Genomic DNA, 25,024 nt, shown 5'->3' with positions numbered 1-25,024 from the left:
TCATTCGTTTTTATTCAACCGGAATACTCCGGACACTTCTGCGAATGATCAGCGAACAATTCAATTCTTCATTTTCCACGACCTCCAGGCCGCGCAGTTTTTTCACCAGCATTTCCACAGCAAGTCTGCCCATATCGCGGGTCGGCTGCCGCATGACGCTGACCGGAACCGGGAAATCCTCCAACTCCCCGTCCTCCTCGAACGAGAGCAGCGATATATCCCCCGGAACGTGAAGTCCGGCCTGCGCCAGTCCCGCAATCAATTTCCGGCTGAACATGCTGTTGGTCGAAAAAATCGCAGTCGGGCTCCGCTTCATATTGACCAGTTCGGAGATCACGCTTGATGCGGAATACCCTTCCAGAGAACGGAATTCCCGGATCCAGACTTCTTCGGGATCGCCGCCGAGCTGCTGAATGGTTCTGCAGAATCCGTCGATTCGCTGCGCCTGGCAGAAGTCCGTTCGTGACATCGAAACGATTCCAAACCGGCGGTGACCGTTGCTCCACAGATAGTTGGCGGCATCGCAACCGGCACGGAAGCTGTTGGAGCTGACCCGACAGCGAATTCCGGAGAAATTCCCGATGCTGACAACGGGGATTCCGAGTTTCTCAAGTTTCTCCGAAACCGCGTAAAGCAGATCGAATTCCGGAACCAACAGCCCCTTGAGATGGTGCTCCCGCACGAGCCCGGCGATGTAACCGATTCCGAGAGACTTCGGGCTCAGCGCAATGATCTGGGCGGAATAATTCTCCGACGTAAGCTCCTCCATGATGGAAGAGGCCAGTGTGGCATTGTAATTCGTGTTGAGGAAATCGCGATAGGCGAACATCACGACTCCCACGCTCTCGGGCGTTTCGACTTCGCGCCCGCCGGAAAAGGTACGCGCGGTGCGCAGCTCTTCGATCGCCCGCTTTACGTTCTCCACTGTCGACGAACGATGCGCATATTTTCCGTTGAGAATTCGTGAAACGGTCGCAGTGCTGACCCGCGCCCGCGCGGCAACTTCCTTGATCGTCGTATGTTCCATAAGCATAATCAAAACTCCTCCGGCCCACGGCCGGGTTCCAACATAAATTATACTGAAGGCAATGTAAATTTCCAAGAAAAATCTGCAATTAATGCAATTTTATTTTTTACATGGATTTACATTTTATCATCTATCATATTTGTTTTCAATCTATTATAAAATTAAAAAACAACTTGGCTGCCGAAAAAAATCATTTCACTGCCTCATTCGTGAAATCTGTTGCAGACGACGTTAACTCCGACAGAGAAACGCATCAACGCTCGCCAACCGTTTTTCCAAAGCCGGTCGCACTCCCGGCGGTCCGGATTCTCCGGAGCTGCTGAAACGATCCTCCGCAAAGCAAACCGACGCGTCCTCATCCGGAAGAGATCCACCTCTTGTTTTTCCATCGCTGTCGTGGTATATTATATTGCGTACGAACAGTAAAGAGCTTTTTCAGAAGGAGGTTTATCATGAGAAAAAAACATTGGCTGATTCTGGCTGCCCTCTTTTTCGCCGGAGTGGTTCTGCTTGCCGCCGGGGCGGGAGAAGGCAATTCCGGAACGGTGTTCTCCTCCGCGGACGCCGCAGCCGCCGCAGTTGGTGACGACGACCTGCAGATCGAAGTGCTGCATACTCGATTCTGCCATGACGCGACCCGCCACGGAGACGGACGCTGTGTGCAGGAGATCATCGGCAAAGTCGTGTCGGCCGGGAAAAACGCAAACGGATTTCAGATTGGAGAATCTGTCGGCCTCAGCTGCATGGCAACCCCGTGCGGAAAGTGCTCCGACTGCAGAGAAAAACGACCGGAGCTGTGCCGCTATGCCGGATGGGCCTGCGAAACCGGATGCAGACAGCAGACGGGCGAGTGCCGGAATCGACTCGTCGTACCGCAGAAGTGCGTGGTCAGAATTTCAGGAGATGAAAATCAGGAAACGGCGTTGCGCTCTCTGTGCCGCCCCCGCTCCTCCTGTTTGTTTCTCCATTGCGGAGCGGAAGATGCCGCCGGTCTTCCCCGCGGGCATCATCATCGCAGCCATCACTGCCGCTGAAGTGCGTTTTCGGCAATGACATTCATTCACTTTCGACAGATCGGAACTTGAAATGACTCCTTATCGCAACCCGGCGCTCCCCGTGGAAGAGCGCCTCGAAGACCTTCTCAACCGGATGACGCTCGACGAAAAGTGCGATCAACTGCTTCAGACCACCATCGGACCCGATGTGAACCCGAACAACCTCGGCGACGGAGGAGAATTCCGCCCGTCCATCGGCTCGATCCTCTCCTACTTCGGCGGCGCACACAAGCGCAATGAATTTCAACGCCGCGCCGTGGAGGGGACCAGGCTCGGGATTCCGATCATCTGGGGCATGGATGTGATTCACGGGTGGCGCACCGGTTTTCCTGTCCCGCTCGCCCAGGCGTGCACCTGGAATCCGGAAACGGTCGAAGCCTGCTGCCGCGTCGCCGCAAAGGAGTGTTCCGCCGAAGGCATCGACTGGACCTTCGCCCCGATGGTCGACATTCCGAACGATCCGCGCTGGGGCCGGGTCATGGAGAGTTTCGGCGAAGATCCGTATGCCTCCGGCCTCTTCGCCCGCGCTTCCGTTCGCGGCTATCAGACCGCCGACCCCTCCGCACCGGACGCGGTCGCGGCCTGCCTCAAACATTTCGCCGGGTATGCCGCAAGCGAAGGCGGGCGTGACTACTCCTACAGCGACATCTCTGCGCGCAAGCTGCACGAGATCTATCTGCCGTCGTTTCACGCCGGAGTCGATGAGGGAGCTCTCACGCTGATGAGCTCCTTCAACGACGTGACGGGAACTCCGGCCGTCGTGAACCGCTATCTCATGACGGAAATTTTGCGCGACCGCTGGGGATTCTCCGGCTTTGTGGTCTCGGACTGGGACAGCTTCCGTCAGCTCAAGGCGCAGGGATTCTCCGGAGATCCGGAAAAGGTCGCAATCCGCTGCCTCTCCGCCGGTAATGATATGGAGATGGTCAGCGAATGCTTCAAACTCCTGCCTGAACTCGTCCGCTCCGGGCGGCTGGCTGAAGCCGTCGTCGACGAAGCCGTCCGCCGCGTTCTGCGCGTCAAGTTCAAGCTGGGGCTCTTCGAGCACCCGTACACGGAAGAACAGCCGGTCGAAGCGACCGCGCTTCTGCCGGAGTACCGCCGGCTTGCACGCAAAGCCGCACAGCAGTGTGCCGTTCTGCTCAAGAATGAAAATTCGCTCCTGCCGCTCGATCCGGCATCGATTCGAACGGTCGCGCTTGTCGGACCGGTCGCAGAAGACGCGGCCGCCCTCGTCGGGAACTGGCGCGGCAATGTCGACCCCGCCACCGTACCGACGCTCGCGGATGTGATCGGAGAGTTCTTTCCGCAGAGCCGGATCATCACCGTCCCCGGGTGTGGCTTCGAAACTGCCGCCGAAGGAGAAATCGCTTCCGCCGTCGAAGCGGCGCGCGGGGCAGACGTCATCCTCGCCGCTCTCGGCGAAGAGTGGAACCGTTCCGGCGAAAACTGTTCGCGCGCGGACATCGCCCTGCCCGCAGTGCAGCGAAATCTTCTGCATGGACTTGCCGCCACGGGGAAACCGGTCGTACTGCTCGTGAGCGCGGGGCGTCCGATTCTTTATCCGGAACTCGAACCGTGCGCGAACGCGATTCTGCATCTCTGGCAGGGAGGCCACGAGGCCGCACGCGCCTGTTTCGACCTGCTGACCGGGGAATGCAATCCGAGCGGACGGCTCGCGATGACCTTCCCGCGCAGCATGGGGCAGATTCCGATCTACTACAACGAGCACCGCCGCGCGCGGCCCGATCAGGGATATTACCATGATCTCGAAGAGTCGCCGATGTATCCGTTCGGATACGGCCTGAGCTACACGAGTTTCACATACTCGGATCTGTCGATCAAAGAAGATCTTACCGCTTCCGTCAAGGTCACAAACGCCGGAGAGCGGCGCGGAACGGAGACGGTGTTTCTCTATCTGTCCGATCCCGAGGCGGAGCTGACCCAGCCCGCGCGGCGGTTGATCGCGTTCCGGCAGCTTGAACTTGCGCCGGGCGAAAGCAGGGTCGTCCGGTTCGAACTCGACAAAATGCGGGATCTTGCCTATACCGGCCCGGCCGGGGAACGTATCTTCGAAGAAGGCGAATTCGTTCTCTCCACCGCCGGGCTCACCATCAGCTTCGAGTGTCGCTGAAAGAAAACGCGCCGCCGTCCGGGAAATGGAACGGCGGCGCGGCGAGTTGCGGGCTCACGGAAATACGGCACCGGCAAGAAGTTCCGGGCGGATGATCCGGCCGAGCAGAAAGTGCTTGCGATCCGGATAGAAGAGCACCGGACGGCCGTCGACCTCCTCGAAACTTGCGTAGAGCGCGAGGTCGCAGCGGCGGTTGAGTTCAACGTTGTCGTTGTCCATGAAGAAGATCGGCGCGGAAAACCTGATCGGCTGACGCGCGTCCGGCACAAATCGCCCCAGCGCCAGATAGACCGGGCGGCGCACGCGCCCGTCATGACTCCTCCACGGCCCGAAGTCGGCTCCGTGACTGTGGAAGAAGAAGAGGTACTCGGTCTCGTTCAACCGGTAACAGGGACACGGACTGAGCGGATGCTCCATCGCGGGAAGGCCGTCACCGTAGGTGAGGATTTCCGGTTCGCTCCAGTGTTCGCCGCAATCGCAGCTCAAGGCATAGAGCGGGTGCCCGCTGACGGAACGCATGACGGCCAGCAGCCGCCCGTCCGGCAGTTCGACCAGACTCGGCTCCTGAATCAGCGTCCGCCCGGGATGTCCGGGAATCGGATAACGCAGGGAGCGTTCATCCGGTGTCAGCAGTGTGATCTTCAGATCCGCGCAATCCGGATCTTCATCGAGGTTTTCGAAGCGGAGGAAGTCGACCACGCTGTCGTCGTTGTACCATCCCTCTCCCACCGGCGGCGCGGGATAGCGGGAAGGGCTGACCCAGCGGGTGACTCCGGCGAGGTAGCGCCCGTCCCCGAACCGGAGCGGTTTCTGCCAGGTGATGCAGTTCGTCGGAATCGCCGGGTCGGGATTGTCCCAGATCGTGCGGGGCAGTTCGACGGGAGCTTCCGGACTCCAGCTCTCTCCCCCGTCGTCACTGAAGATTCCATGCAGAGCTCCGGTGGTGTGCGTAAAGATGTCATTCACCCCCATGTGCTTGCTGTACAGGACGTAGATGCGTCCCGAACGACTGACCAGCGGATACCCCCAGCTGCACATGCCGCGCCCGGTGGCGGGATCCGGATCTCGCCCGGCGATGACCCGGGGCGGCGTCCAGATCCGTCCATGCGCATCGGAGCCGGAAAACACGATATGCTGGTTGTATTCCCCTTCGAATCCCGACTGTGTCCACACTGCCGCCAGCGTTCCGTCTTTGCGCCGGAACACGAGAAAATGTTCATTTGCGCTGTCCGGAAGTCCTTCGACTCCAATGCCGTACGGGATGTAAACAATGTAATCGGGAGCCGTGCGGAAAAGTTCCATTTTGTCGTTGCCGTTCATTTCTGGACCTCCAAAGTCAAACTGTCGATCTCGACGCCCTCGGCGGGAGGCGTGTCGATGAATTGAATCAGGATTCGCCCGATGGTTTTCGGGAGTTTTTCCGGAAAGAGGTTGCGCAGCGGAATCCGCACGGTTTGAACGCTCTCCGGATCACCGTCGATTTTCCGCGCGGCGAGATGGTCGGCGATCCAGACCGTCTTCGATCCGCCCCCTTCTCCGGAGACGGCGATCTGAAGCCGCTGTCCTCCGGTCGAGCCGCCGTTGATCCCGAACCGGAGGCAGGAGAGGGCCGGATCTGCGCCGTCAAGCCCGATTGCGCCGCCCTCCTCCAGCGCCTGAAGCGAGAAGCCGCACCAGTTCTTTTTGGCTGCATCGTCAAGTCGGACCAGCAACCGCTCCTTCTGCCGCACTGCCGAGCAGCCGAGGAAACTCGAAATCTTCCACGACGCAAAATCGAATTTCTCCGGCGGAGAACGGCGCCAGACCGCTTCCGGCGGCAGCTCCAGCGCAAGATCGCGGATATCGACTCCCGCCGCCGGGGCGATACCGGGGAACTGGAAGCTGATGTTGCGCAGCTGATCCGGCATTCCGTCCGGGAAAAATTTCACCAGCGGGATCCGGACAAGCTGAAAAGTCGCAGGATCATTGTCGATGCCTTTTTCACCGTCCGCGAGAAAGCCGGCGATGCGGATCTGGGCGGACTGCGTCTGTTTTCCTCCGGTGATGGCAGTGAAACAGACCTGAAGCGCCTGCCCGCCGGTGTGACGCCCCCAGCTGTCCGCGGTTCCGTTGATCCGGAATGTCAGGAATGCGGCGGCGGGATCGACCTTCTTCGTATCAACCCTCACCGTGTCAGGCAGCGCGAGATTGAAACCGCACCAATCCTTTTTCTGTTCGGAGAGCCGGACCTCAAGCGTTCCCTCCTTCCACTCCGAACGGCAGCCGAACCAGCCATACCCGGTCCAGCCTTCACAGGAGAGACGGGTCAGCAACGGCGCGGAGGGATCGACAAACTCCGCCGTGATCCCGACGATCACCGGAATCGATTCCCCGCCCGCGGCGATGAGGTCGAGAGAGGCGATCCCCTTTTCCGGAGCCGGATTCTCCCATTTCCAGATGTGGAATCCACGGTTGAGCGTATTGCGGAAGGCGGGGCGGAACTCCGTCCCCTCATGCGGGGTCACACCGAGCCACCAGTCGCCGATCTGCTTGCGGCAGATCACCGGGACTGCAAGCGTGGAACCGTCCTCGTAACGGAGAACCACCCGATACGCCTCCCGGGCATCCGTCCATGCCGTGCAGTGGAAGAAATAGAGATTCCTCACCTTCCCCCCCACCGGGATTCCGCGCACTTCCTTCGCACCGAATCCAGGCGCTAAATTCTTTGAATCCAGAACAATGCATGTCCTGTTCTCGGTTTCGTCGAACCGCAGGATCTCGGTCGGGACACCGCAGAACTCCTGCTCACCCCACGGAACGCCGTCGAGACAGTTCTCGGCCCCCTGGTCGGTCCATCCCCCCTTGCCGTCGGAAGCGACCGAATCGGTGAAGGGCCGGTTGCAGAATCCGCGCAGGTCGAGCACCTTCGTGAAACGCAGATCCGGGGTGTAACGAAATTCCTTCGGCGCGGCCCGGTGCTCTTTTTCCACCTCTGCGGCCGCCTTGTCAAAACGCGACTGAAGTTGTTTTTCCGTAACGGGTTCGACTCCTTCAAACCGTTTTTCCAACGCGGATTTCGCACCCGTAACGACAAGGGATCTCCGCAACGGCGGGAGATAGACCAGCGCCTTGCCTTCCTTCACCGGAAGCAGCTCCCGGGCAAGCGGATCAACCGCGGCCGCTCCCGCCGGGAGCGTGAGTTCCGCAAGCTTCGGATAGCGGTCGAGATTCAGTGCGAACAGACCTTCCAGCTCTCCATTCCGGACACAGTGAACCTCCACATTCGGAATCAGTTCCGACTTTCCAGCAAGACTCAGTTCCACGGCCGGGCGGCGGCCGAGCGACGTGAAGATCGCATCATAGATCGCGGCAAGATGATAATCGAGACTCTGAACACCGATGAAGATGACCTTGCCACGCCCGCAGTCACGGCTTACGACGGCGGGATTTCCGTCGATTTCGGCGAGAACCCGCCACGGTTTTCCGGCGGAAATCCGGACGAATTCGCGCGCCCGCACCTCGCCGGGCAGCCGGGAACTGGATGCGATCTTCCAATTCAGCGTCGATGGCCGGGAGTCTTTTACGGGAACAAGTTCGAGCCCGTCAAACACCCCGCTCCAGTCGAGTTTCCGTCCGTATTCATCCTCGGGGAGCAACTCGTGCGAAGCGATCAGGATTCCGCCTTTGCCGAGCCAGTCGCGAATGTGCAGTGCCGTCTCCGGATAAAGATTGCGCACACCCGAAGCAACGATCACCGGAAACTGTTCCGGATCAAACCGTTCCGGCTGTTCTTCCAGAACGACGCCGTAAGGTTCGTGCAGAAATTCCAGTGCCGCAGCCGTGTTGCGCACCTCGTTTTTAACCGTGTTTCCGACCGCGGGGGCGCGCCGTTCGGTCGCGAACGAAAGCAGCAGGCCGATCTCGGGACGCCGATAATTCTGGCGCGGTACAAAGAGATCGTCGACGAAAAGCATCTCCTGTTTCACATCCATGATCGCCCGGATCCCGGAGGTCGGGAACGCCCACGGATTCAGAATATGAAACTGCATGAGCTCCGCAAGGCGCCGGCCCCCTTCCTCCGATCCCGGCGGCGTCCAGCGCGGATCCCAGGCGCGTTTGCACCAGAGAAAGAGGTAACTCGCGTTGCCGCCGCGCACAAGCTGAAGCCAGAGCGCCCGGTGCAGCGAGTCGTAATCGGCTCCGGTATAAGTCTCTCCGTCGTGAACCGGCCTGCCGTCGGAAATCGCGCGGTAGAACTGCCGCTGAAGGAGATCCTCGCGGAACGAGGGACCCGGCATCGGCGTATCAATCACCGATTCCGCCGGAGTGAACTGTCCGTTCCGGCCGACCGAAACCCCGCCGCCGGTCGAGGTCGAAACCGTGTCGCAGAGTTTCGCCAGTTCGATCTGGTTGACGTGGTTCTTCGAAATCGTCCGGTAGTTGTCCGCTCCGGCGGACTGCACGCAGAAACGCGCCTCCGGATCGATCGAACGAATCAGCGCCATCCCCTCTTTGCAGAGTTTCAGGAATTCGCTCTCCATGAACTTCGACCAGTCGACGTAAAGTCCGGGCGAATCGGTGCGATCACGGAATTCCGCAATCTCGTCCAACGACTGATATTTTGTTCCCCAGACGGAATTTACGGTATCGACGGAACCATATTTCTCCTTCAGAAATTCAAGGAACTTCTTCCGGTTCGCGGGACACGGATCGTGGTAGGCGGGTTCGTTGAACAGCTCATACATGAGAACGTTTCCGCCCGCATTTTTCATCTCCTCCGCACCGGACTTCCACATTTTCAAATAGAGTTCGCGCCCGACCGGATCCGCGAGGCAATAGGGCGTCCAGTGGTTGCTGTCGCTCATGCTGCCGCGTGAATTGTACGCGGATTCGGGGATCTGTGCGGCGTATTGTTTCCGGTGTTCCAGAAACCGCCCGTGCGACCACGGCGCACAGGTGAAATCGGCCTGCAACGGCAAGCCGGCCTCCCCCCGGACCTTTCCAAGAGCCTCAAGTGTTTCGTCGTCAAAGAGAAAGCTCCGGTACTCCGGATCGATCGAACGCACCCACTGTTCCGAAACGAACGTGCTCAGCGTGTCGAACCCGATCCGCTGTGCGGTTTCATAATCGATCACCTGCTCGTAAAGCCATTTCAGCGAGGCGGGATATCCCTCCGTCGGCGCCATGCTCCCGACGATCTTGTTCGGAATCTGCGCTCCGAGCAGAAACCGGGGGCGCCCGTTCAGACAGTAGTTTCCATACCGGTCGATCGTGATCTCTCCCCCCTTCGGAAACAGCACCGGAGCGGAAAGCTCTTTAAACTCCGGAAAGCGAACCGTTTCCGTCTTTTCCTCCGCACCCGCTCCCATTCCGGTTACGGAAAGAGAGAGAAGCAAAGACCACATGAACCATCTTCTTCGCATACAGTGAGTTCCTTTCATCAGGGCTGGAGGGTGAAGAGACTTTTGTTCCGCAGCAGTTCGTCGCGATTGTACGCCTGCACATGCGAATCAAGGTAGAGAATCACCGTGCCGCCGGGGTGGTTCTTCGCCGGTTCCCGGTTTTCCATCCACGGATTGCATTCATGATATTCCGAGTCGAGAAAGACGATCCGCTGCGAAAGCGGCTGCTTCAGACGGCTCATGTGCAACGCCATGGAGCTGTCCGGCGTAAAGTCGGATACGAGAAAGTTGTAGTTGACTCCGTAATTCGTGCTGCCGAGATACTCCCCGTCCACGGTAGGCAGGCTGTACACCTCCACCTGCCCGGGACAATGCCAGTATTTCGACTTCAACGGATAATCGTTGTCGAAACAGCGGTTCACAAGATTGTGCGCCCAGTAACCGTCGTTGCCGACCCCGTAATAGCGCGGAGGCAGAACGCCGCCCGACTGATCAAGGTAAAGCGTCAACCCGATTCCAATTTGTTTCAGATTGTTCGTGCAGTCGATCTGTTTGGCCCGGTCACGCGCCTGATTCAACGCAGGCAGCAGCATCGAGGCAAGAATCGCGATGATCGCAATCACCACGAGGAGCTCTATCAAGGTAAACGCCGCTTTGACCGTTGCATGGCTGTGGGAGGCAGGGGGCGTTTCCGCCGCCCCCCGCACCCCCGGCGTCCGGCAAGGTGCCGGTGCCGCGTACGGGGCGGAGCCGGACTCGGCTAAGGTCGGCCGGCGCGAGGAGAAAGAGCCGCAAAAACGCGAACGGCTCTTCCCGCTTTTCTGCGGAAAGACCCGTTCGCGTTTTTGCTCCACTTCGCCGCTTGCCGAGCGGAGACTCTGTTGCGGGGCGATAACTGGCCGATGGAGAGGTTGATGGGTGTTCGGTACGGGGAGAGACGCGGCTTCCCCAGCCGCTTTCTCTCCCCCGAACCCCTCTCTTGACTGCCGGGTACAAACGAAGGAAGAATGGTATATTTGACAAGTTTTCTCCACGAGGCGCTCGATCAAGGTAAACGCCGCTTTAACCGTTGCATGGCTGTGGGAGGCAGGGGGCGTTTCCGCCGCCCCCCGCACCCCCGGCGTCCGGCAAGGTGCCGGTGCCGCGTACGGGGCGGAGCCGGACTCGGCTAAGGTCGGCCGGCGCGAGGAGAAAGAGCCGCTTGCCGAGCGGAGACTCTGTTGCGGGGCGATGACTGGCCGATGGGGAGGTTGATGGGTGTTCGGTACGGGGAGAGACGCGGCTTCCCCGAGCGAGTTGAAGCGTTCGATCCAAACGGACGTTCCGGTAAGCTGCTTGAACATCATATAACTCCTTGTCTGGTAAGGTTCGATACTCCGAGAGCGGTAAAGGCCACCGTTCCTCCGTCAACCCAGTCGGGGGCAACGAGATCCTCGCTATCCTCCATCACACCGCTGACACGCTGTTTCTCCAGTGCGTCAAGCACGGCGATGGCAAGTCCCCCGATGTTCTGCTGTGTGCCGGAGGGAGAAAACGGAAATGCCGAATCCATCCAGTTGTACCGGTCGTGCACCACCACCGACATCTCCTCCGGCACCCGGATTCCCTGCCGGGAAAGCTGTCGGAAAAACCCCGCCGCGGCACGATCGCCGAATACAACCACCGCCGTGAGTCCGCTCCCCGCGCGCAGCAGCTGCGCCCCGGCGGCCATCCCCTCCTCCTCGCTGAAAGGAGAGGCCGTCACGATGTGCTCCGGACGAACAACCTGTCCCGCCTCGCCGAGCATCCGGCAGTACATCTCCAGATTCATCTGAAAATCGGTGTAACCGACCGGACAGTTGATCATCCCGATCTCCCGATGCCCGTGCCGCAGCAGACACTCCAGGCACCGACGCATCCCCGCTCCGCCATCGGAACCGACCCGCGGACCGCGCTGAACCGCATGAAACCACGGCATCGTGACATAGGGAATCCGTTCCGCTTCCAGCTCCTTCAGATCCGCCTCGTCGTACTGCACGTTGCTCAAAACCACCCCGCCGCGAAACGTCGGCGGCAACCCCGACTTGCGGATGAAATCCCGGTAACTCTGATGCCGCGGCAGAATCGAAAGGCAGAGCGTGTAACCCCGCAGCGTCGCCTCGCTCCCGAGCCGCGCCAGAAACGGCATGGAAAATGCGTCATTCTCCGCCGATGTGTGAAAGGAGCAGGTCACAAAATGGATGGTCCGAAGCTCAACCGCCGCCGGTTTTCCCTCCGCCACAAACGATCCCTTCCCCTGAACGGAGTGAATCAGACCGGCAGCGGCCAGCCCGCCGATCGCCTGTCGAACCGTCAGGCGGGAAACCCCGTAGGCAGACGCAAGTTTCTGTTCCGTCGGAAGTTTGCTGCCGACCTGCAGAATTCCCTGCCGAATCTGCGCAGTCAATTCCTGCTGGATTACCTCATACTTCGGTCGCGTCCCCGATGCCATGAAACCTTCCTCTCTGATTCAATTGTACGGATGTCAATATAATTATGGGAGAGAAAATTCGATTTGTCAAGATGACATGACAACTTTTTTCTTCAAAAAAATTCTCTCCACGGGATTCGGAAAAGATTCCATTTCGACAGAGGATGGGGATTCTGAACTCAGTGGGGCGCGAGAAGCGAGAACGGCATCCACGGGAGATTCCGAAGCACGGTAAACCCGATGATCACAACCGCCGCACTCCACATGACGGCTGGACGATTCACCCAGCGCGGCTTCCAGATCGAAACCAGCAGAAAAATACAACCGGGAAGAAGCAGGACGTTTTTGCGCAAACTCCCGACCACGTCTCCATGCGTGAGCAGATAAAGCGCCCTGGTATTCCCGCATCCGAAGCAGTACAGCCCCGTCGCCTCATGAAACAGACAGGGCGGATACCAGTGAAACGATTCCGGATCGTTGAAGGAAAGAAAACACAACAATGCCGCCCCGAGAAGAAGCACTGCCGCCGAAACAAGATACCGGTATCGAAACCGCTTAAGGTGCAAAAGGACGTCCACTCGCATCCTTTCTCACGGTGCAGATGTCCACGATTGCCCAGATCATCGTGACGATGCTGCCGAGACCGCAGGTGAGCAGAGTGATCAGCAGTTTAGCGACACCGTTCGTCGTATATCCCGCATAAAAATCGTGTATTCCGTAACACCCCAGAAAAACTCCGAGCAGAACGTAGGCCAACAGAGATTTGTTCGACACGCCTCCGCCGCCGGCCTGGGGCGATGTCGTCGGCGTCACTGCGGCCATCGGCCGGGCGATCATCACTTTCCGGCCGCAATTCTGACAGAATACTTCCCGGCCGAAACAATTCTCTTCGACCTCCTGCTTCATACTGCAATGGGGACATTCAAAATAAAGCGGCATCTCTCTCTCCTTCGAGCAACTGCAATATGTACTCATGCAAGGTTGATTTCGCCAACGGCTGTTCCTGCGAAAGAATATATCACACTCTTCGGGAAATTCAAATCGCCTGTCCGCACCGGAAGAGATCTTTTTCCAATCGGGGAAACCGGGACCGCATCCTCCGGAAAACCGAAAAAAATCGGCACTCCATATTATAAATCCGGATTTCCGGCGTTATAGTGTATGAGAAACAGCAATGAAAACGATGGAACAACGCAGGTCGAAAGTGGAGGAAAGCGACAAAGAGCTGATCGACTCCTTTCTGGCGGGATCGGACAGCGCCTTCGAGCAGCTCTATAACCGGTATCGACAACCGCTCTACGGTTATCTGCGGAATCTGCTCCGTCCCTCTGACGCGGACGATGTGTTTCAGCAGAGCTGGATCAAGGCATACTCGGCGCTTCCGGGTTTCCGGGGAGAGGGAAAGTTCGGGCCGTGGCTCTTCCGCATCGCCCGGAATCTTGCGATCGATACATTCCGGCGCAACCGGCGGCGCGGCGGCGTCGAATGCCCATGCGACTGCGCCGATCGGCCGGTCAGTGCGGAACCTTGGCACGACCTCGCAGAAAAGGAGCTGGTAAGAAAACTGGAAGAGGCTTTGAAAGAACTTGCTCCGGAACAGCTTGCGGTTTTCCGCATGCGTGGGCAGGAGATCTCGTTCCGCGTGATCGCTGCGGATCAGAAATGCGCCGTTCAGACCGCAATCATGCGCATGCAGTACGCAAAAAAGAAGTTGAAACGGTTCCTCGAACCATTCAGGAGGGAAAGATGAATCACTGCCGGAACACGATCCGCCGCATTCACGAGTCGGGCGGCGCGCTTGACCGGGAGAGCATCCAACACTGCTTGGCGTGTCCCGCGTGCCGAGGAGAACTGCTCGCACGTCTCGCGGGCGGGGCTCCCGACGCTCCGCCCGTGCCGGAAATACTCAGCCGGAACGTGCTCGCGCACTGCCGGGACGGGAGAGCGCTGAAACATCGCCGGACCCTGCGGCGGACTCTGGCATGGAGCTCCGGAGTCGCGGCGGCGGTCATGATTGCCGTCGGGGTCGGGTTCGCCGACATCGCGACATCCGTGACACAACCCCGTCCCGCAGCCGGCGCGGAGTGGGACGGCTCCTCGCTCTTCGGTGCAATCGCCGACGTCGGCGCGGAACTCGATCTGATGGAAGAACTCCTCTCAAACGAAAAAGGAAAGGTCGAAATATGAAGAGATTTCTCTATGCACTGCTGTTCTGCGGCACGATCGCCGCGCCGTTTCAGCTTCGGGCGGAAGATGCGAAACTGTCGGAACCCATTCCTCAACGCCTCCTGCGCGAAGTGCTGGCCGACCAGAAGCAGCTCGCTCCGGCCGCGGTGGAGATGATCTCCTCCCTGGAGGAGTCGGAACGGACGAAACTGCTAGAACTCTGCCGCACCGACCGGGAAGCGGCGAGGAGTGCGATTCTCAACAAACTCGGTGAGAAAAAACTCCAGAAGATGCAGGCGGCCGAAGCAATCCGCGAAACCGCCCGCCTCTGCCGCCAGGAGAAGGATGAAGCGAAAAAAGCCGAACTGCGCGCCAAACTCCGCGAACAGCTTGCCGAACAGTACAACCGGACGACCGAAGAGATCGGCAGCCGGCTGCGGATTCAGGAACAGCGGCTCGCGGCGATCCGTCAGGCATATCAGAAACGCGTGGAAAACGCCGACAGCGCCGTCGACGCCCAGCTTGAGCGCATGCTTCACGCCAAACCGGCGAAACAATCCGGACAGTCAGGGAAAAGGCGGAAGTGAAATCTTTCCTGCTGCTCCTTTCTCTTCTCGCCGCCCTCTGCACGGCGGCGGAGGAGACATCGATCTACCGGAAACCGACCCCGGTCGCGATTCGCTCGGAGGTTGACCGGGCGCTTGCGGCCGACTGGGAGCGGAACGGGATTGCCGTTCCGCACGAGGCGTCGGACTGTGTTCTGGTCCGTCGGCTTCATCTCGCGCTCGCGGGACGGCTCCCGATACCGGACGAGGCGCGCGCCTACGTCAATTCAACTGCGCCGGACAAGTACGAAACGCTGATCGAAACGCTCCTCAACTCCGACAACTTCGCGGATTACTGGACCATGCTGTGGAGCGATACGCTGCGAATCAAATCCGAATTTCCGATCAACCTCTGGCCGAACGCAGTCTACGGATATCAGCGCAGAATCCGCCGTTTTCTGAAGGAGAACGAGCCGTATGACCGGTTCGCCCGCTCGCTCCTCACGGCAGCGGGGAGCAATTTCCGCGTTCCCGAGGCGAACTTCTACCGGGCGACGGCGGATCGCTCCGCGCAGGGAATCGCCGGAGTCGTCGCTCTGACCTTCCTCGGCTCCCGATTCGAGACGTGGCCGGAAGCTGACCGGAAAAAGTTCAGCGCCCTCTTCGAACCGGTCGCATTCAAAAGCACAAAGGAGTGGAAGGAGGAGATCGTCTACTGGCGTGAAACGCCCGACATCTCCGACCCGCAAACGGCGGCGGCCGAGGCGGTGCTGTCGCACCCCGACTTCGCCCGGGCGCTTGTGAACCGGGTCTGGTTCCGGTTCTTCGGGCGCGGCATCGTGCACGAGGCGGACGATCTGCGCCCGGACAATTTGCCGGTCAATCCGGAGCTGCTCGAACTGCTCGCGCGGAAATTCCGGGAATCCGGTTACGACTTCCGGCTCCTCTGCCGGACGATCGCGGAATCCGCCGCCTGCCGGGCAGCTTCCGGCAACGGCGACGAACGGGCGGAACGCCACTTCGCCGCGTTTGCGGTCCGAAGGCTTCCGGCGGAGGTGCTCGACGATGCGATCCGCGACCTCACCGGCGTCCCGGGCAGTTACTCCAGCGTGATTCCGGAACCGTTCACGTTCCTTCCCGCGGAAGCGCGCACGGTCACGCTCGCGGACGGCTCGATTTCAAGCTCGTTCCTGATTCTCTTCGGGCGGCCCGCGCGCGACTCGGGAAAACTCTCCGAACGCAGCGACCTCATCACCGACAAGCAGCGGCTGCAGCTCTTCAACTCCGGCGAAATCTACCGGAAACTCGGAAAAATCCAGCAAGGCAGCGCGCTGAAACCGCTCCCGCGCAAGGTCGAGGAGCTCTACTGGCTTTTCTATTCCCGGCCGCCAACCGTCGGAGAGAAGCTGACGATTCAGACCGCGCTCAAAAATACGAAAAAGAGATGGAGATTTCCGCAGGATCTGAGCTGGATTCTATTGAATTCAAAAGAGTTTCTGCATCAGCACTGAAAGGGTTCCGGCCTCATGACTCGACGTGAATTTCTGAAAACCTTCGCAGCCTGTGCCGCGTTCGGGGCAGCTGCACACATCGCCGGGAAGCCGCTCTTCTCCGCCGCCGCAGAGAAGAGCCCGGCGAAAAAAACGCCGCGCCCCTTCGCAAAATCGGTCATCGAAATCTGGGTGTGGGGCGGCCCGAGCCAACTTGAAACCTTCGATCCGAAACCGAATGCGCCGCACGATTACAACGGCGGCTTCAAGGCGATCCCGACCAACGTGTCCGGCATTGAGATCAGCGAGTTCTTTCCGCTGCTCGCGAAACACGCGGACAAGTATTCCCTCATCCGTTCGATGACCCATCCGTACCCCGGACACGAAACCGCGACCTATCTCATGCAGACCGGCCGCAGTCCCGGCGGCGGACGGGTCTATCCCGCGATCGGCGCAGTGATTGCCATGTTCAAAGCCCGGGAGTACAAAGGCGATCTGCCGCCCTGTGTGATCCTGACCGTCCCGAAAGGAAGATTCTCCGAAGTCGGATTCCTGAACGAGCGTTACAGTCCGCTCGTGACCGGCGGAAATCCGGCGGCGGCAAAGTTCATCGTCGACGGCATCGTCCCGCCGGGCGGGCTTACCTCCGAAGAGATCGCGGACCGTTTCACTCTGCTCGACCGGCTCGACACCTTCGGCCGCAGCTTCCCGGAGAATCCGGCGCTCAAGGCGTTCGACAGGGCCGGGATCCGAGCACGCCGGGTCATCGAGGGGGACGCGGCGAAGGTGTTCGACCTCTCGCTCGAAACGCCGGAGATGCGCGACCGCTACGGCCGTACGACCCTCGGTCAGTCCTGTCTCGTCGCACGCCGCCTCGTCGAAGCGGGCGTGCCGTACATCACGATCAACGCCCAGGGGTGGGACACGCACAAACGGCACTTCGAAACCATGAAAACCAAAGCCGCCGAAATGGATCGCGCCACAACCGCCCTCATCACCGATCTGCACGAAAAGGGGCTGCTCGACTCCACGATCATCTGGTGGACCGGCGAATTCGGCCGCACCCCGAAGATCGACTGGGAAGCGCCCTGGAACGGCGGGCGAAACCACTACTGCAAATGCTTCTCCTCGCTGGTCGCCGGCGGCGGTTTCGCGGGCGGGAAAGTCGTCGGAACTTCGGACGAATTCGCGGAAAAGGTCGTCTCGCGCCCGGTTGCACCGCAGGATATGCTCGGCAGCATCTATGAACTCTGCGGCATTGATCCGGACGGGCCGCTGCCGAATCCGATCGGGCTGGAAACCACCGTTCTGCCGCCGGAATCCCAGGCCGGGCGGCTGCGGGAAATCTACCGGGAGCGCGCGTAAATGAAAATCGGAAACCTGCTGTTTCTCCTGCTGCTTCCGGCGTCCCTCGCGGCTGCGGATCCCTATATCGGCTATCTCTATCCCGCCGGGGCGCAGGCCGGCACGACCGTGCGGGTTCTGGTCGGCGGCCAGAATCTGCAGGGTATCCGGGACGGGATCGTTCCGGGCGGCGGAGTCTCGATCCGCAGCATCACCGCGGTACCCTCCTTTCCCGCTCCCGACGCGACGCAGCGGAAATATCTGCTCGAATGGCTCGCCCGTATCGAAACAGGCAACCGCATCGCGCCGGAGCGTCCCGAAAAGACCGACTCCTGGCGGAAAAATCTCTGGTGGGAAAAACTCGATCAACTCGATCTTCTCGAACGCACCATCGTGACCCGCAATCTCTGCGTCCGGCGCAACGCGCTGCAGGCCACGCCGTCGCTGCGGCAGATGGCGATCGTCGAAATCAGTGTGGCCGCCGATGCCGAACCCGGCGCACGCGAATTCAGACTCCGGGGGAGAAACGGCATCACCGCCCCGAAACTCTTCTACGTCGACCGGGCGCCGCACACGGCGGAACCGCTGTATGTCCGCCCCGGCCGTCCGAAACCGGAATTCCCGCTCGTCAAACAGTTTCCCGCCGTGCTCGACGGCCAGATCATGCCGGGCGAAACCGACCGTTTCAAACTTCGGCTCTGTGCCGGAAAAAATTATACGCTGAGCCTGATCGGTCGAAAACTCCAACCGTTCATCGGCGACGCCGTGCCGGGCCACTTCCAGCCTGTGCTGCGACTGCTCCGCCCCGACGGCAGCGAGGCGGCCTTCGCCGATGATGAAGGATTCAACCCGGATCCGGTATTGCGTTTCCGCCCCGACGCGGACGGCGACTATCTGCTCGAGGTGCGCGACAATCTCTACCGCGGGCGCGAGGACTTCGTCTACCGCGTCGCGATCGAGCCGCGCGAAATTCCGTACCGGTTCGACGAGGAACCGTTCACCGGTCTGCCGCGCATTCAGGCAGAAACCGCAGCCAGGCGAATTCTGCGCGCCGACGAGACACAGGTTGTCTCCGGAATCCTCTCCCGTCCCGGAGAGCACGTGGAATTCCGGTTTCAGGCGAAATCCGGGCAGAAGATCGTCCTCGACGCGGCGGCGCGCCGGTTCGGCTCTCCGCTCGACGGGGTGCTCCGCGTGACCGGGCCGGACGGGAATGTGCTTGCCGAAGCGGATGATTCCCCTTCCGACCTGAATATCGGCGAATCTCTTCAGCAGGTTGACCCGTATCTCCTGTTGGAAGCCCCCGCCGACGGCGTTTACCGGGTGGAACTGCGCGATCTTACGGGCGCGGGCGGCGACACGTACCGCTATCTCCTGCGCATCGGTCCGCCGCGGCCGGATTTTCAGGTTTACACAGCCAAGTCAATGCTGAATCTGCCCCGGAAAGGAACCGGGAAGCTGAAACTGCACGTCATCCGGCAGGACGGCTTCAACGGCCCGATCCAGCTGTCGGCAGATGATCCGGCGTTCCGGGGAGAGACCACCATCCCGGCGGATCAGAATGAGTTCACGCTGAACATCGGAAACAGCTCCGGAAAATACCGGGAACCGTTCCCCGTCCGAATCGAAGCCATGGCACAGATCGACGGGAAAAAAATCCGGAAGCCGGTCGTTCCCTGCGATGAATTCATTCAAGCCTTCGCCTACACCCATCTGCTTCCGACCGGGGAGTTTTACGTCGGAACGGTCGGCGGCGCCGCCCCGGGCGGGAAAAAGCGCGCGAAGTGACAGCTTGCGCTTTTTTTTCAGCGGTCCGCGTTGTAAACACGGCTTGCGGCGCTATATTAATGATGCAATTCATACGTTTACAACTTCTGAAACAATCAGGCGGAAATCATCATGCGGAAAAGCGAAGTCAAACGCACAACGAGGGAGACCGACATCACTGTCATGCTCGAACTCGACGGCGAAGGGAAAAGCTCGGTCGACACCGGCATCCCGTTCATGAATCACATGCTCGAACTCTTTGCCAAACACGGCTTCTTCAATCTCGAAGTCCGGGCGAAAGGAGACATCGAAGTCGATTACCATCACACGATGGAGGACCTCGGCCTCGTGCTCGGGCAGGCGCTCGCCGAGGCGCTCGGCGACAAGGCGGGAATCCGCCGCTACGGCAGCTGCATTCTGCCGATGGACGAAACGCTCGCGCTCGTCGCGCTCGACCTCTCGGGGCGGCCGTGCCTCGTCTGGGACGTCGACTTCCCGGCGCAGATGATCCGCGACCTCGACGTAAGACTCTTCTGCGAATTCTTCCAGGCGCTCGTGAACCGGGCCGGGATGAATCTGCATGTGAAGAAACTCGCGGGAGAAGAGGTGCACCACGTCGCGGAAGCGATCTTCAAAGCGTTCGCGAAAGCGCTCGATCAGGCCGTCTCGCTCGACCCGCGGGTCAAGGGCGTACTCTCAACCAAGGGTTCTCTCTGAAACGCGGGTGGTCATCATGCACGCTCACAGGATGCGTTTCGGACGGTATGATTTCGCGAACTTCTTCTGCTTCGGCTCCTATGCGGCCTGCTCGGTCATCGTGCCGGTGGTGCTGGTCGCACTCGCGCGGGATCTGCACTTCCCGCTCGAAGAAGGGGGGAAGGGCGCAGGCGGCGCACTCCAGCTCGGCCGCAGCATTCCGATGGTCGCGGCGATGCTCTTCTGCGGATTCTCGGCGGGGTGGTTCGGCAAATTCCGCTCGCTCGGAGTTGCGATGCTCCTCATGAGCGTCGGGATCCTGTTGGCGGCATGGTCGCCCGCCTATCTGCTGCTTTTTGCGGCGATTGCAGTCGCGGGACTCGGTGAGGGAGTGGTCGAAGGGCTCGCCACGCCGGTGATTCAGGATCTCCACCCGGACGAACCGGGGCGGTACATCAACTTCACGCACTCGTTCTGGTCGATCGGCGTGGTCGTGACCGTTCTTGTGGCGGGAGCGCTTCTGGCGTGGAACGTGAGCTGGCGGTGGATCCTCACCGGGTGCTCGCTTTTCGCATTGATCCCGGCGCTCCTCTATCTGCTGCCGTCCAGATCAGGGACAAAGATTCCGCCGCAACCGCAAATTCCGTTTAAAACCGTGTTCGGTCACGCCGTCAACGTGATGGGAATCGGCCGGTTCTGGCTCTTTTTCGCGGCGATGTTCCTCGCCGGCGGCGGAGAATACTGTCTGACGTTCTGGGTTACGAGTTTCATCCGGCTCGACTACGGAGCGAATGCGTGGATGGGAGGATTGGGGACCGCCTTCTTCGCGGGCGGCATGATCGCCGGGCGCATGGGTTCCGGCATGCTCGTAAAGCAGAATCATCTGCTGCAACTTGTGCTGCTTGCGGCGCTGGCGGGGACGATTCTCGGACTCTTCCCGCCGTTCCTCACGAATGTCTGGATTCTTTTCGTGCTGCTCTTCTTCCTCGGAATCGCGACCGGCCCGTTCTGGCCGAGCATCCAGAGCTACTGCGTCGACCGCCTGAAGGAGTCCGACGCGACGATGATCTACATTCTGCTCTCCTGCGCGGGAGTTCCGGGGTGTGGATTCTTCTCCTGGTTCATGGGTTATGTGGGAGACCAGGTCGGGCTGCGCACCTCGTTCTACCTTGTTCCGATCTGCTATGCCGGGCTCGGGCTGCTGCTCCTCCTCGACGCACTCTGCCACCGCGGAAAGAAACTCACGCAATGAAGACGCCTCCTCAACCGCGGCCGGAACTCGTTGAAAGCTGCGGGAAACTCCGGATTGCATTTCCGGAAGAGCTCCCGATCAGCCGCCACGTCGAAGAGATCAAGGAGGCGTGGCGCAGCAATCAGGTCATCATCGTCGCCGGAGATACCGGCAGCGGCAAGACGACCCAGCTGCCGAAGATCGCACTCGCGCTCGGCTACGGCCGCACCGGCCGGATCGGCTGCACCCAGCCGCGCCGTCTGGCCGCAACCGCAATGGCCCGCCGCGCAGCCCGGGAGCTCGGCTGCGAAACCGGGAATGAAGTCGGCTATCAGGTGCGGTTCGACGACCGTACACAGCGCTCGACCGTGCTGAAGTTCATGACCGACGGCATTCTGCTGGCCGAAACCCGCAACGACCGCAATCTGAAACAGTACGAAGTGCTCATCATCGATGAGGCGCACGAGCGTTCGCTGAACATCGACTTCATCCTCGGCTATTTGAAGAACCTGCTGCCGTACCGGCCCGATCTCAAAGTTGCGATCTCGTCGGCGACGCTCGACGTGGAGAGTTTCGCGGAGTTCTTCCACGCGCCGGTGCTCTTGATCGAAGGACGCACCTTCCCGGTCGAAGATCTCTATCTGCCGCCCGGTGAGGATGAGGATCTCTCCGGAGCGATCGGGCGGGCCGTGGAGTTCGCGGGGGAACTTGATCCGCGCGGCGACATCCTCGTATTTCTGCCCGGGGAACGCGAGATCCGCGATGCGACCGACCTGCTCACCGGCCGCAACTACCGCAATACCGAGGTACTGCCGCTCTTCGGACGGCTCGCCGCCGCCGACCAGCAGAAGGTGTTCAATCCCGGCAGCATGCGCCGCATCATCCTCGCGACGAACGTGGCAGAAACCAGCGTGACGATTCCGCGCATCCGGTTTGTGATCGATTCCGGTCTCGCGCGCATCAAGCGGTTCAATCCGCGCAGCCGGATCGAGGAGCTGCACGTCGAAACGATCAGCCAGGCGAGCGCCCGCCAGCGGCGCGGCCGCTGCGGCCGTATCGCCGACGGCGTCTGCATCCATCTTTACAGCGAGGACGACCTCCGGCGTTCGGCGCCCTACACCGATCCGGAGATCAAGCGGACCGGGCTTGCGGGGGTGATTCTGCAGATGGCGTCGCTGCGGTTGCCGCGCATCGACCGTTTTCCCTTCCTCAATCCGCCACCGCCCGCGGCCGTGCGCGAGGGGCTGCGGACGCTGGAGGATCTGCGCGCACTCGACCCGGCCGGGCGGCTGACCCGGGAGGGGTGGAAACTCGCCTCTCTGCCGATCGATCCGCACCTCGGGAAAATGCTCTCGTTCGCGGAGGCGCGCCGCGTTCTGCCGGAACTGCTGGTGATCACGGCGTATCTTTCGATTCAGGATCCGCAGGAGCGGCCGCTCGAAAAACAGCAGGCGGCCGACGAGGCGCACCGCCGCTTCCGCGACCCGAAGTCGGACTTCCTCTCGATCCTGAACCTCTGGAACGCCGTCGTGCGGGAGTGCGGCAGCAACCGTCAGATGCGGCTTTTCTGCCGGAAGAATTTCTACAACTTCAACCGCATGGTCGAATGGCGCAACCTCGTTTCCGACCTCGCCGAAAGCGCGGCGAAGCTGAAGTGGAGTCACGCCGAACTCCCGAAGGAGATCGAAAACACCCCTTACGACACACTGCACGAGTCGATCCTCGCCGGGATTCCGCGCAACATCGCGCATTACGTTCCGGAAGAGCAGTATTTTCTCGGGACGGGCGGGCGCAAGTTCCTGATCTTCCCCGGCTCCGGCCTCGCGAAGAAGAAGCCGGTTCCGGCGTGGCTGCTCTCGTTCGCGCTCGTCGAAACGAGCCGTCTCTTCGCGCGTCAGAACGCCGAGATCAAACCCGAATATCTCGAAGTCGCCGCGCCGCACCTCTGCTCGAAAATCTACGACCAGCCGAAATGGGATCCGGTCTCCGGCTTCGTCTACGCGCGGGAACGGCTCACCTTCGGCGGACTGCTGATCCACAACGGGCGGCGCGTCCACTATGCGAAGAGTCATCCGGCCGAGGCGCGCGAGATCTTCATCCGCGAAGCGCTCGCGACCGGAGAGCTGAACCTTCCCGGCACCTGGGTCGAAAAACATGTCGAAATTCTGCGTTCGCTCGAACGCATGGAGGAGAAACTCCGACGCCCCGGCACGGTGCTCGATCCCGGCGCGGTCGCGGATCACTACCTCATCCTTCTGCCGCAGGAGATCAATTCGGTCCAGTCGCTGAAGGAGTCGATCAAACGCGATCCGCAGGATTACAGCATCTCCCGCGCCGATGCGATGCAGGAGCAGTTCGTCTCCTGGCGTGCGGAGGATTACCCCGACACCCTGACCTTTTCCGGTCAGAAATTCAAGGTCGTCTACCATTTCGCCCCGGGGGAACCCGACGACGGCATCTGCCTGGTCTCCCCCTCCGACCGCATGAATCTGCTGCCGGGCTGGGCGCTCGACTACCTCGTCCCCGGCTGGCTCGGCGACAAAACCGAACTCCTCATCCGCTCGCTTCCGAAGCCGATCCGCCAGAAGGCCAGTCCGATCGCGGAAACCGTCGACCGGTTCCTCGAATCGCTCGATGCGGGACGCATCTTCCGGGAGCAGCCGCTCGTCGACGCGCTCGCGGAGTTCCTGCGCGAGGCGACCGGCGAACCGGTTGCGCCGGGCGATTTCGACGACTCCCGGCTCCCGGCGTATCTGCGCATGAAACTTCTGGAAGTCGATGCGAACGGCAGGGCGGTCAAACTCCACGACTCCCTGCCGGAGAGCTTCCGTCACGGCTCCCGCCTCAGCGCAGGCATCACCGGCGCGGGAAAGCTGACCGTCCGTCCGGGAGACACCTGGCCCGGCACCGCACCTCTCCCCCGCGAAATCGAACTGCCGAATTCAAACGGAAAAACCGCCTGCCCCGCCCTCTGCGACGAAGACGGCAAAGTCGGCCGCGCAGTCTATCTGAAGGAATCGGAAGCGAAACTGAACCACCGCCGCGGCCTTCTGCGGCTCTTTCAGCTCGAAAACGCAAATCAGCTCAAATTCCTGAAACGAACCGCCCGCGTCTCGCGTGAAGTCGACCTCTCGTGGTTTCTGAACTATCGCGACTGGGCCGACGACCTGCTCAATGCCGCGATCCTCGAAGCGTTCGGCGAAGACCCGTGGGAGATCCGCGATGAACTCGCCTTCGGTATCGCCGCCGAACGCGCGAAACAGGAGACCGGCGAAGCCGAAACCCGGCTTCTCAAACAGCTCGAAGCCCTCTATCCGACTTACCGCCAGGTGCGCGACCTCATGGACAAATGCAAGTCGCGCGCCGCCGCAAGCTGTGCGGACCTGAAGCGGCAGCTCAACTTCCTCTTCCGACCCCGTTTTCTGCGCAGTCCGGCGGTATTCGAGCGGTACGGCCGTTATCTGCGCGGCGCGAAGCTGAGGGCGGAACGCATCGCATCGGCTCCCGCGCGCGATGAGGCGAAACTCGAAACGATCGAGGCGTATCTCGACCGCTTCTACATCGCCGCCGACAGCGTCGAGGAGATCACCGGCAAACCCGAACTCGAAGCATTCTGGCTGCTGACCGAGGAGTGCCGTCTCGCGGTATTCTCCCCCGAAATCTCCCCGGCGATCCGAGCACCACTCAAAAAACTCGAACCTGCCTGGGAAGAGTTGCGGTTCTGACCGGGAAAAGAAAC

General features: G+C 60.6%; 18 protein-coding genes. 11 read left to right on the top strand and 7 right to left on the bottom strand.

Translation table 11 applies throughout. The features are described from left to right. Positions 1 to 10: 10 nt before the first annotated feature. Positions 11 to 1,033, bottom strand: coding sequence for a LacI family DNA-binding transcriptional regulator (locus Q0K10_RS03070; protein ID WP_294503008.1), 1,023 nt, complete (start codon positions 1,031 to 1,033; stop codon positions 11 to 13). Positions 1,034 to 1,479: 446 nt separating this feature from the next. Between Q0K10_RS03070 and Q0K10_RS03065 the strand changes: the two genes are divergently transcribed. Continuing rightward, a complete protein-coding gene (locus tag Q0K10_RS03065; RefSeq protein ID WP_294503006.1) occupies positions 1,480 to 2,061 on the top strand; it encodes an alcohol dehydrogenase catalytic domain-containing protein in 582 nt (193 codons plus the stop codon). 52 nt (positions 2,062 to 2,113) lie between these two features. Next, the gene (locus Q0K10_RS03060; protein WP_294503003.1) at positions 2,114 to 4,216 is read left to right on the top strand and encodes a glycoside hydrolase family 3 N-terminal domain-containing protein; all 2,103 of its coding nucleotides are present in this window, start codon (positions 2,114 to 2,116) and stop codon (positions 4,214 to 4,216) included. A gap of 54 nt (positions 4,217 to 4,270) precedes the next feature. Here Q0K10_RS03060 and Q0K10_RS03055 read toward each other — a convergent pair whose 3' ends face one another. From Q0K10_RS03055 to Q0K10_RS03030, 6 genes are all read right to left on the bottom strand, one after another. Further along, positions 4,271 to 5,536 carry an exo-alpha-sialidase gene (locus Q0K10_RS03055; protein ID WP_294502996.1) on the bottom strand — a complete coding sequence of 422 codons (1,266 nt, stop codon included), beginning with the start codon at positions 5,534 to 5,536 and terminating at the stop codon, positions 4,271 to 4,273. Beyond that, complete coding sequence (locus Q0K10_RS03050) at positions 5,533 to 9,600, bottom strand: beta-galactosidase (protein ID WP_294502994.1); 4,068 nt, start codon at positions 9,598 to 9,600, stop codon at positions 5,533 to 5,535. Before Q0K10_RS03050 ends, Q0K10_RS03055 begins: the two co-directional genes overlap by 4 nt. A gap of 35 nt (positions 9,601 to 9,635) precedes the next feature. Next, complete coding sequence (locus tag Q0K10_RS03045; protein WP_366942943.1) at positions 9,636 to 10,304, bottom strand: type II secretion system protein; 669 nt, start codon at positions 10,302 to 10,304, stop codon at positions 9,636 to 9,638. Between the two features lie 635 nt (positions 10,305 to 10,939). Further along, a complete protein-coding gene (locus Q0K10_RS03040) occupies positions 10,940 to 12,067 on the bottom strand; it encodes a GntR family transcriptional regulator (RefSeq protein ID WP_294502992.1) in 1,128 nt (375 codons plus the stop codon). A 158-nt stretch (positions 12,068 to 12,225) separates the two neighbouring features. Next, on the bottom strand, positions 12,226 to 12,624 hold the full coding sequence (locus Q0K10_RS03035) for a DUF2752 domain-containing protein (protein ID WP_294502991.1): 399 nt from the start codon (positions 12,622 to 12,624) through the stop codon (positions 12,226 to 12,228). Continuing rightward, positions 12,602 to 12,985 (bottom strand): TM2 domain-containing protein, encoded by a 384-nt coding sequence (locus tag Q0K10_RS03030; RefSeq protein WP_294502990.1) that lies wholly within the window; start codon positions 12,983 to 12,985, stop codon positions 12,602 to 12,604. The genes Q0K10_RS03035 and Q0K10_RS03030 overlap by 23 nt, the downstream gene beginning before the upstream one ends. A gap of 235 nt (positions 12,986 to 13,220) precedes the next feature. Between Q0K10_RS03030 and Q0K10_RS03025 the strand changes: the two genes are divergently transcribed. From Q0K10_RS03025 to hrpA, 9 genes are all read left to right on the top strand, one after another. Next, entirely contained in the window at positions 13,221 to 13,796 is a 576-nt protein-coding gene (locus tag Q0K10_RS03025; protein WP_294502986.1) for a sigma-70 family RNA polymerase sigma factor, read from the top strand. Further along, positions 13,793 to 14,233, top strand: a complete 441-nt coding sequence (locus tag Q0K10_RS03020) for a hypothetical protein (RefSeq protein ID WP_294502985.1) — start codon at positions 13,793 to 13,795, stop codon at positions 14,231 to 14,233. The genes Q0K10_RS03025 and Q0K10_RS03020 overlap by 4 nt, the downstream gene beginning before the upstream one ends. Continuing rightward, positions 14,230 to 14,799: a hypothetical protein gene (locus Q0K10_RS03015; protein WP_294502984.1), complete on the top strand. Its 570-nt coding sequence runs from the start codon at positions 14,230 to 14,232 to the stop codon at positions 14,797 to 14,799. Before Q0K10_RS03020 ends, Q0K10_RS03015 begins: the two co-directional genes overlap by 4 nt. Then, entirely contained in the window at positions 14,796 to 16,268 is a 1,473-nt protein-coding gene (locus Q0K10_RS03010; protein ID WP_294502982.1) for a DUF1553 domain-containing protein, read from the top strand. Before Q0K10_RS03015 ends, Q0K10_RS03010 begins: the two co-directional genes overlap by 4 nt. 15 nt (positions 16,269 to 16,283) lie before the next feature. Then, complete coding sequence (locus tag Q0K10_RS03005; protein ID WP_294502980.1) at positions 16,284 to 17,612, top strand: DUF1501 domain-containing protein; 1,329 nt, start codon at positions 16,284 to 16,286, stop codon at positions 17,610 to 17,612. Continuing rightward, complete coding sequence (locus Q0K10_RS03000) at positions 17,613 to 19,379, top strand: hypothetical protein (protein WP_294502978.1); 1,767 nt, start codon at positions 17,613 to 17,615, stop codon at positions 19,377 to 19,379. 108 nt (positions 19,380 to 19,487) lie between these two features. Continuing rightward, the gene (gene hisB / locus Q0K10_RS02995; RefSeq protein ID WP_366942942.1) at positions 19,488 to 20,075 is read left to right on the top strand and encodes an imidazoleglycerol-phosphate dehydratase HisB; all 588 of its coding nucleotides are present in this window, start codon (positions 19,488 to 19,490) and stop codon (positions 20,073 to 20,075) included. 16 nt (positions 20,076 to 20,091) lie between these two features. Further along, positions 20,092 to 21,306, top strand: a complete 1,215-nt coding sequence (locus Q0K10_RS02990) for a sugar MFS transporter (RefSeq protein ID WP_294502971.1) — start codon at positions 20,092 to 20,094, stop codon at positions 21,304 to 21,306. Further along, positions 21,303 to 25,010, top strand: a complete 3,708-nt coding sequence (hrpA, locus tag Q0K10_RS02985) for an ATP-dependent RNA helicase HrpA (RefSeq protein WP_294502968.1) — start codon at positions 21,303 to 21,305, stop codon at positions 25,008 to 25,010. Before Q0K10_RS02990 ends, hrpA begins: the two co-directional genes overlap by 4 nt. Positions 25,011 to 25,024 lie beyond the last annotated feature (14 nt).

Origin of the sequence: uncultured Victivallis sp. (assembly GCF_944391105.1) — a bacterium.
In the GTDB taxonomy this organism is placed as follows: domain Bacteria; phylum Verrucomicrobiota; class Lentisphaeria; order Victivallales; family Victivallaceae; genus Victivallis.
Note: the sequence above shows the minus strand (reverse complement) of the source record. Positions and strands in the feature narration are given on the sequence as shown.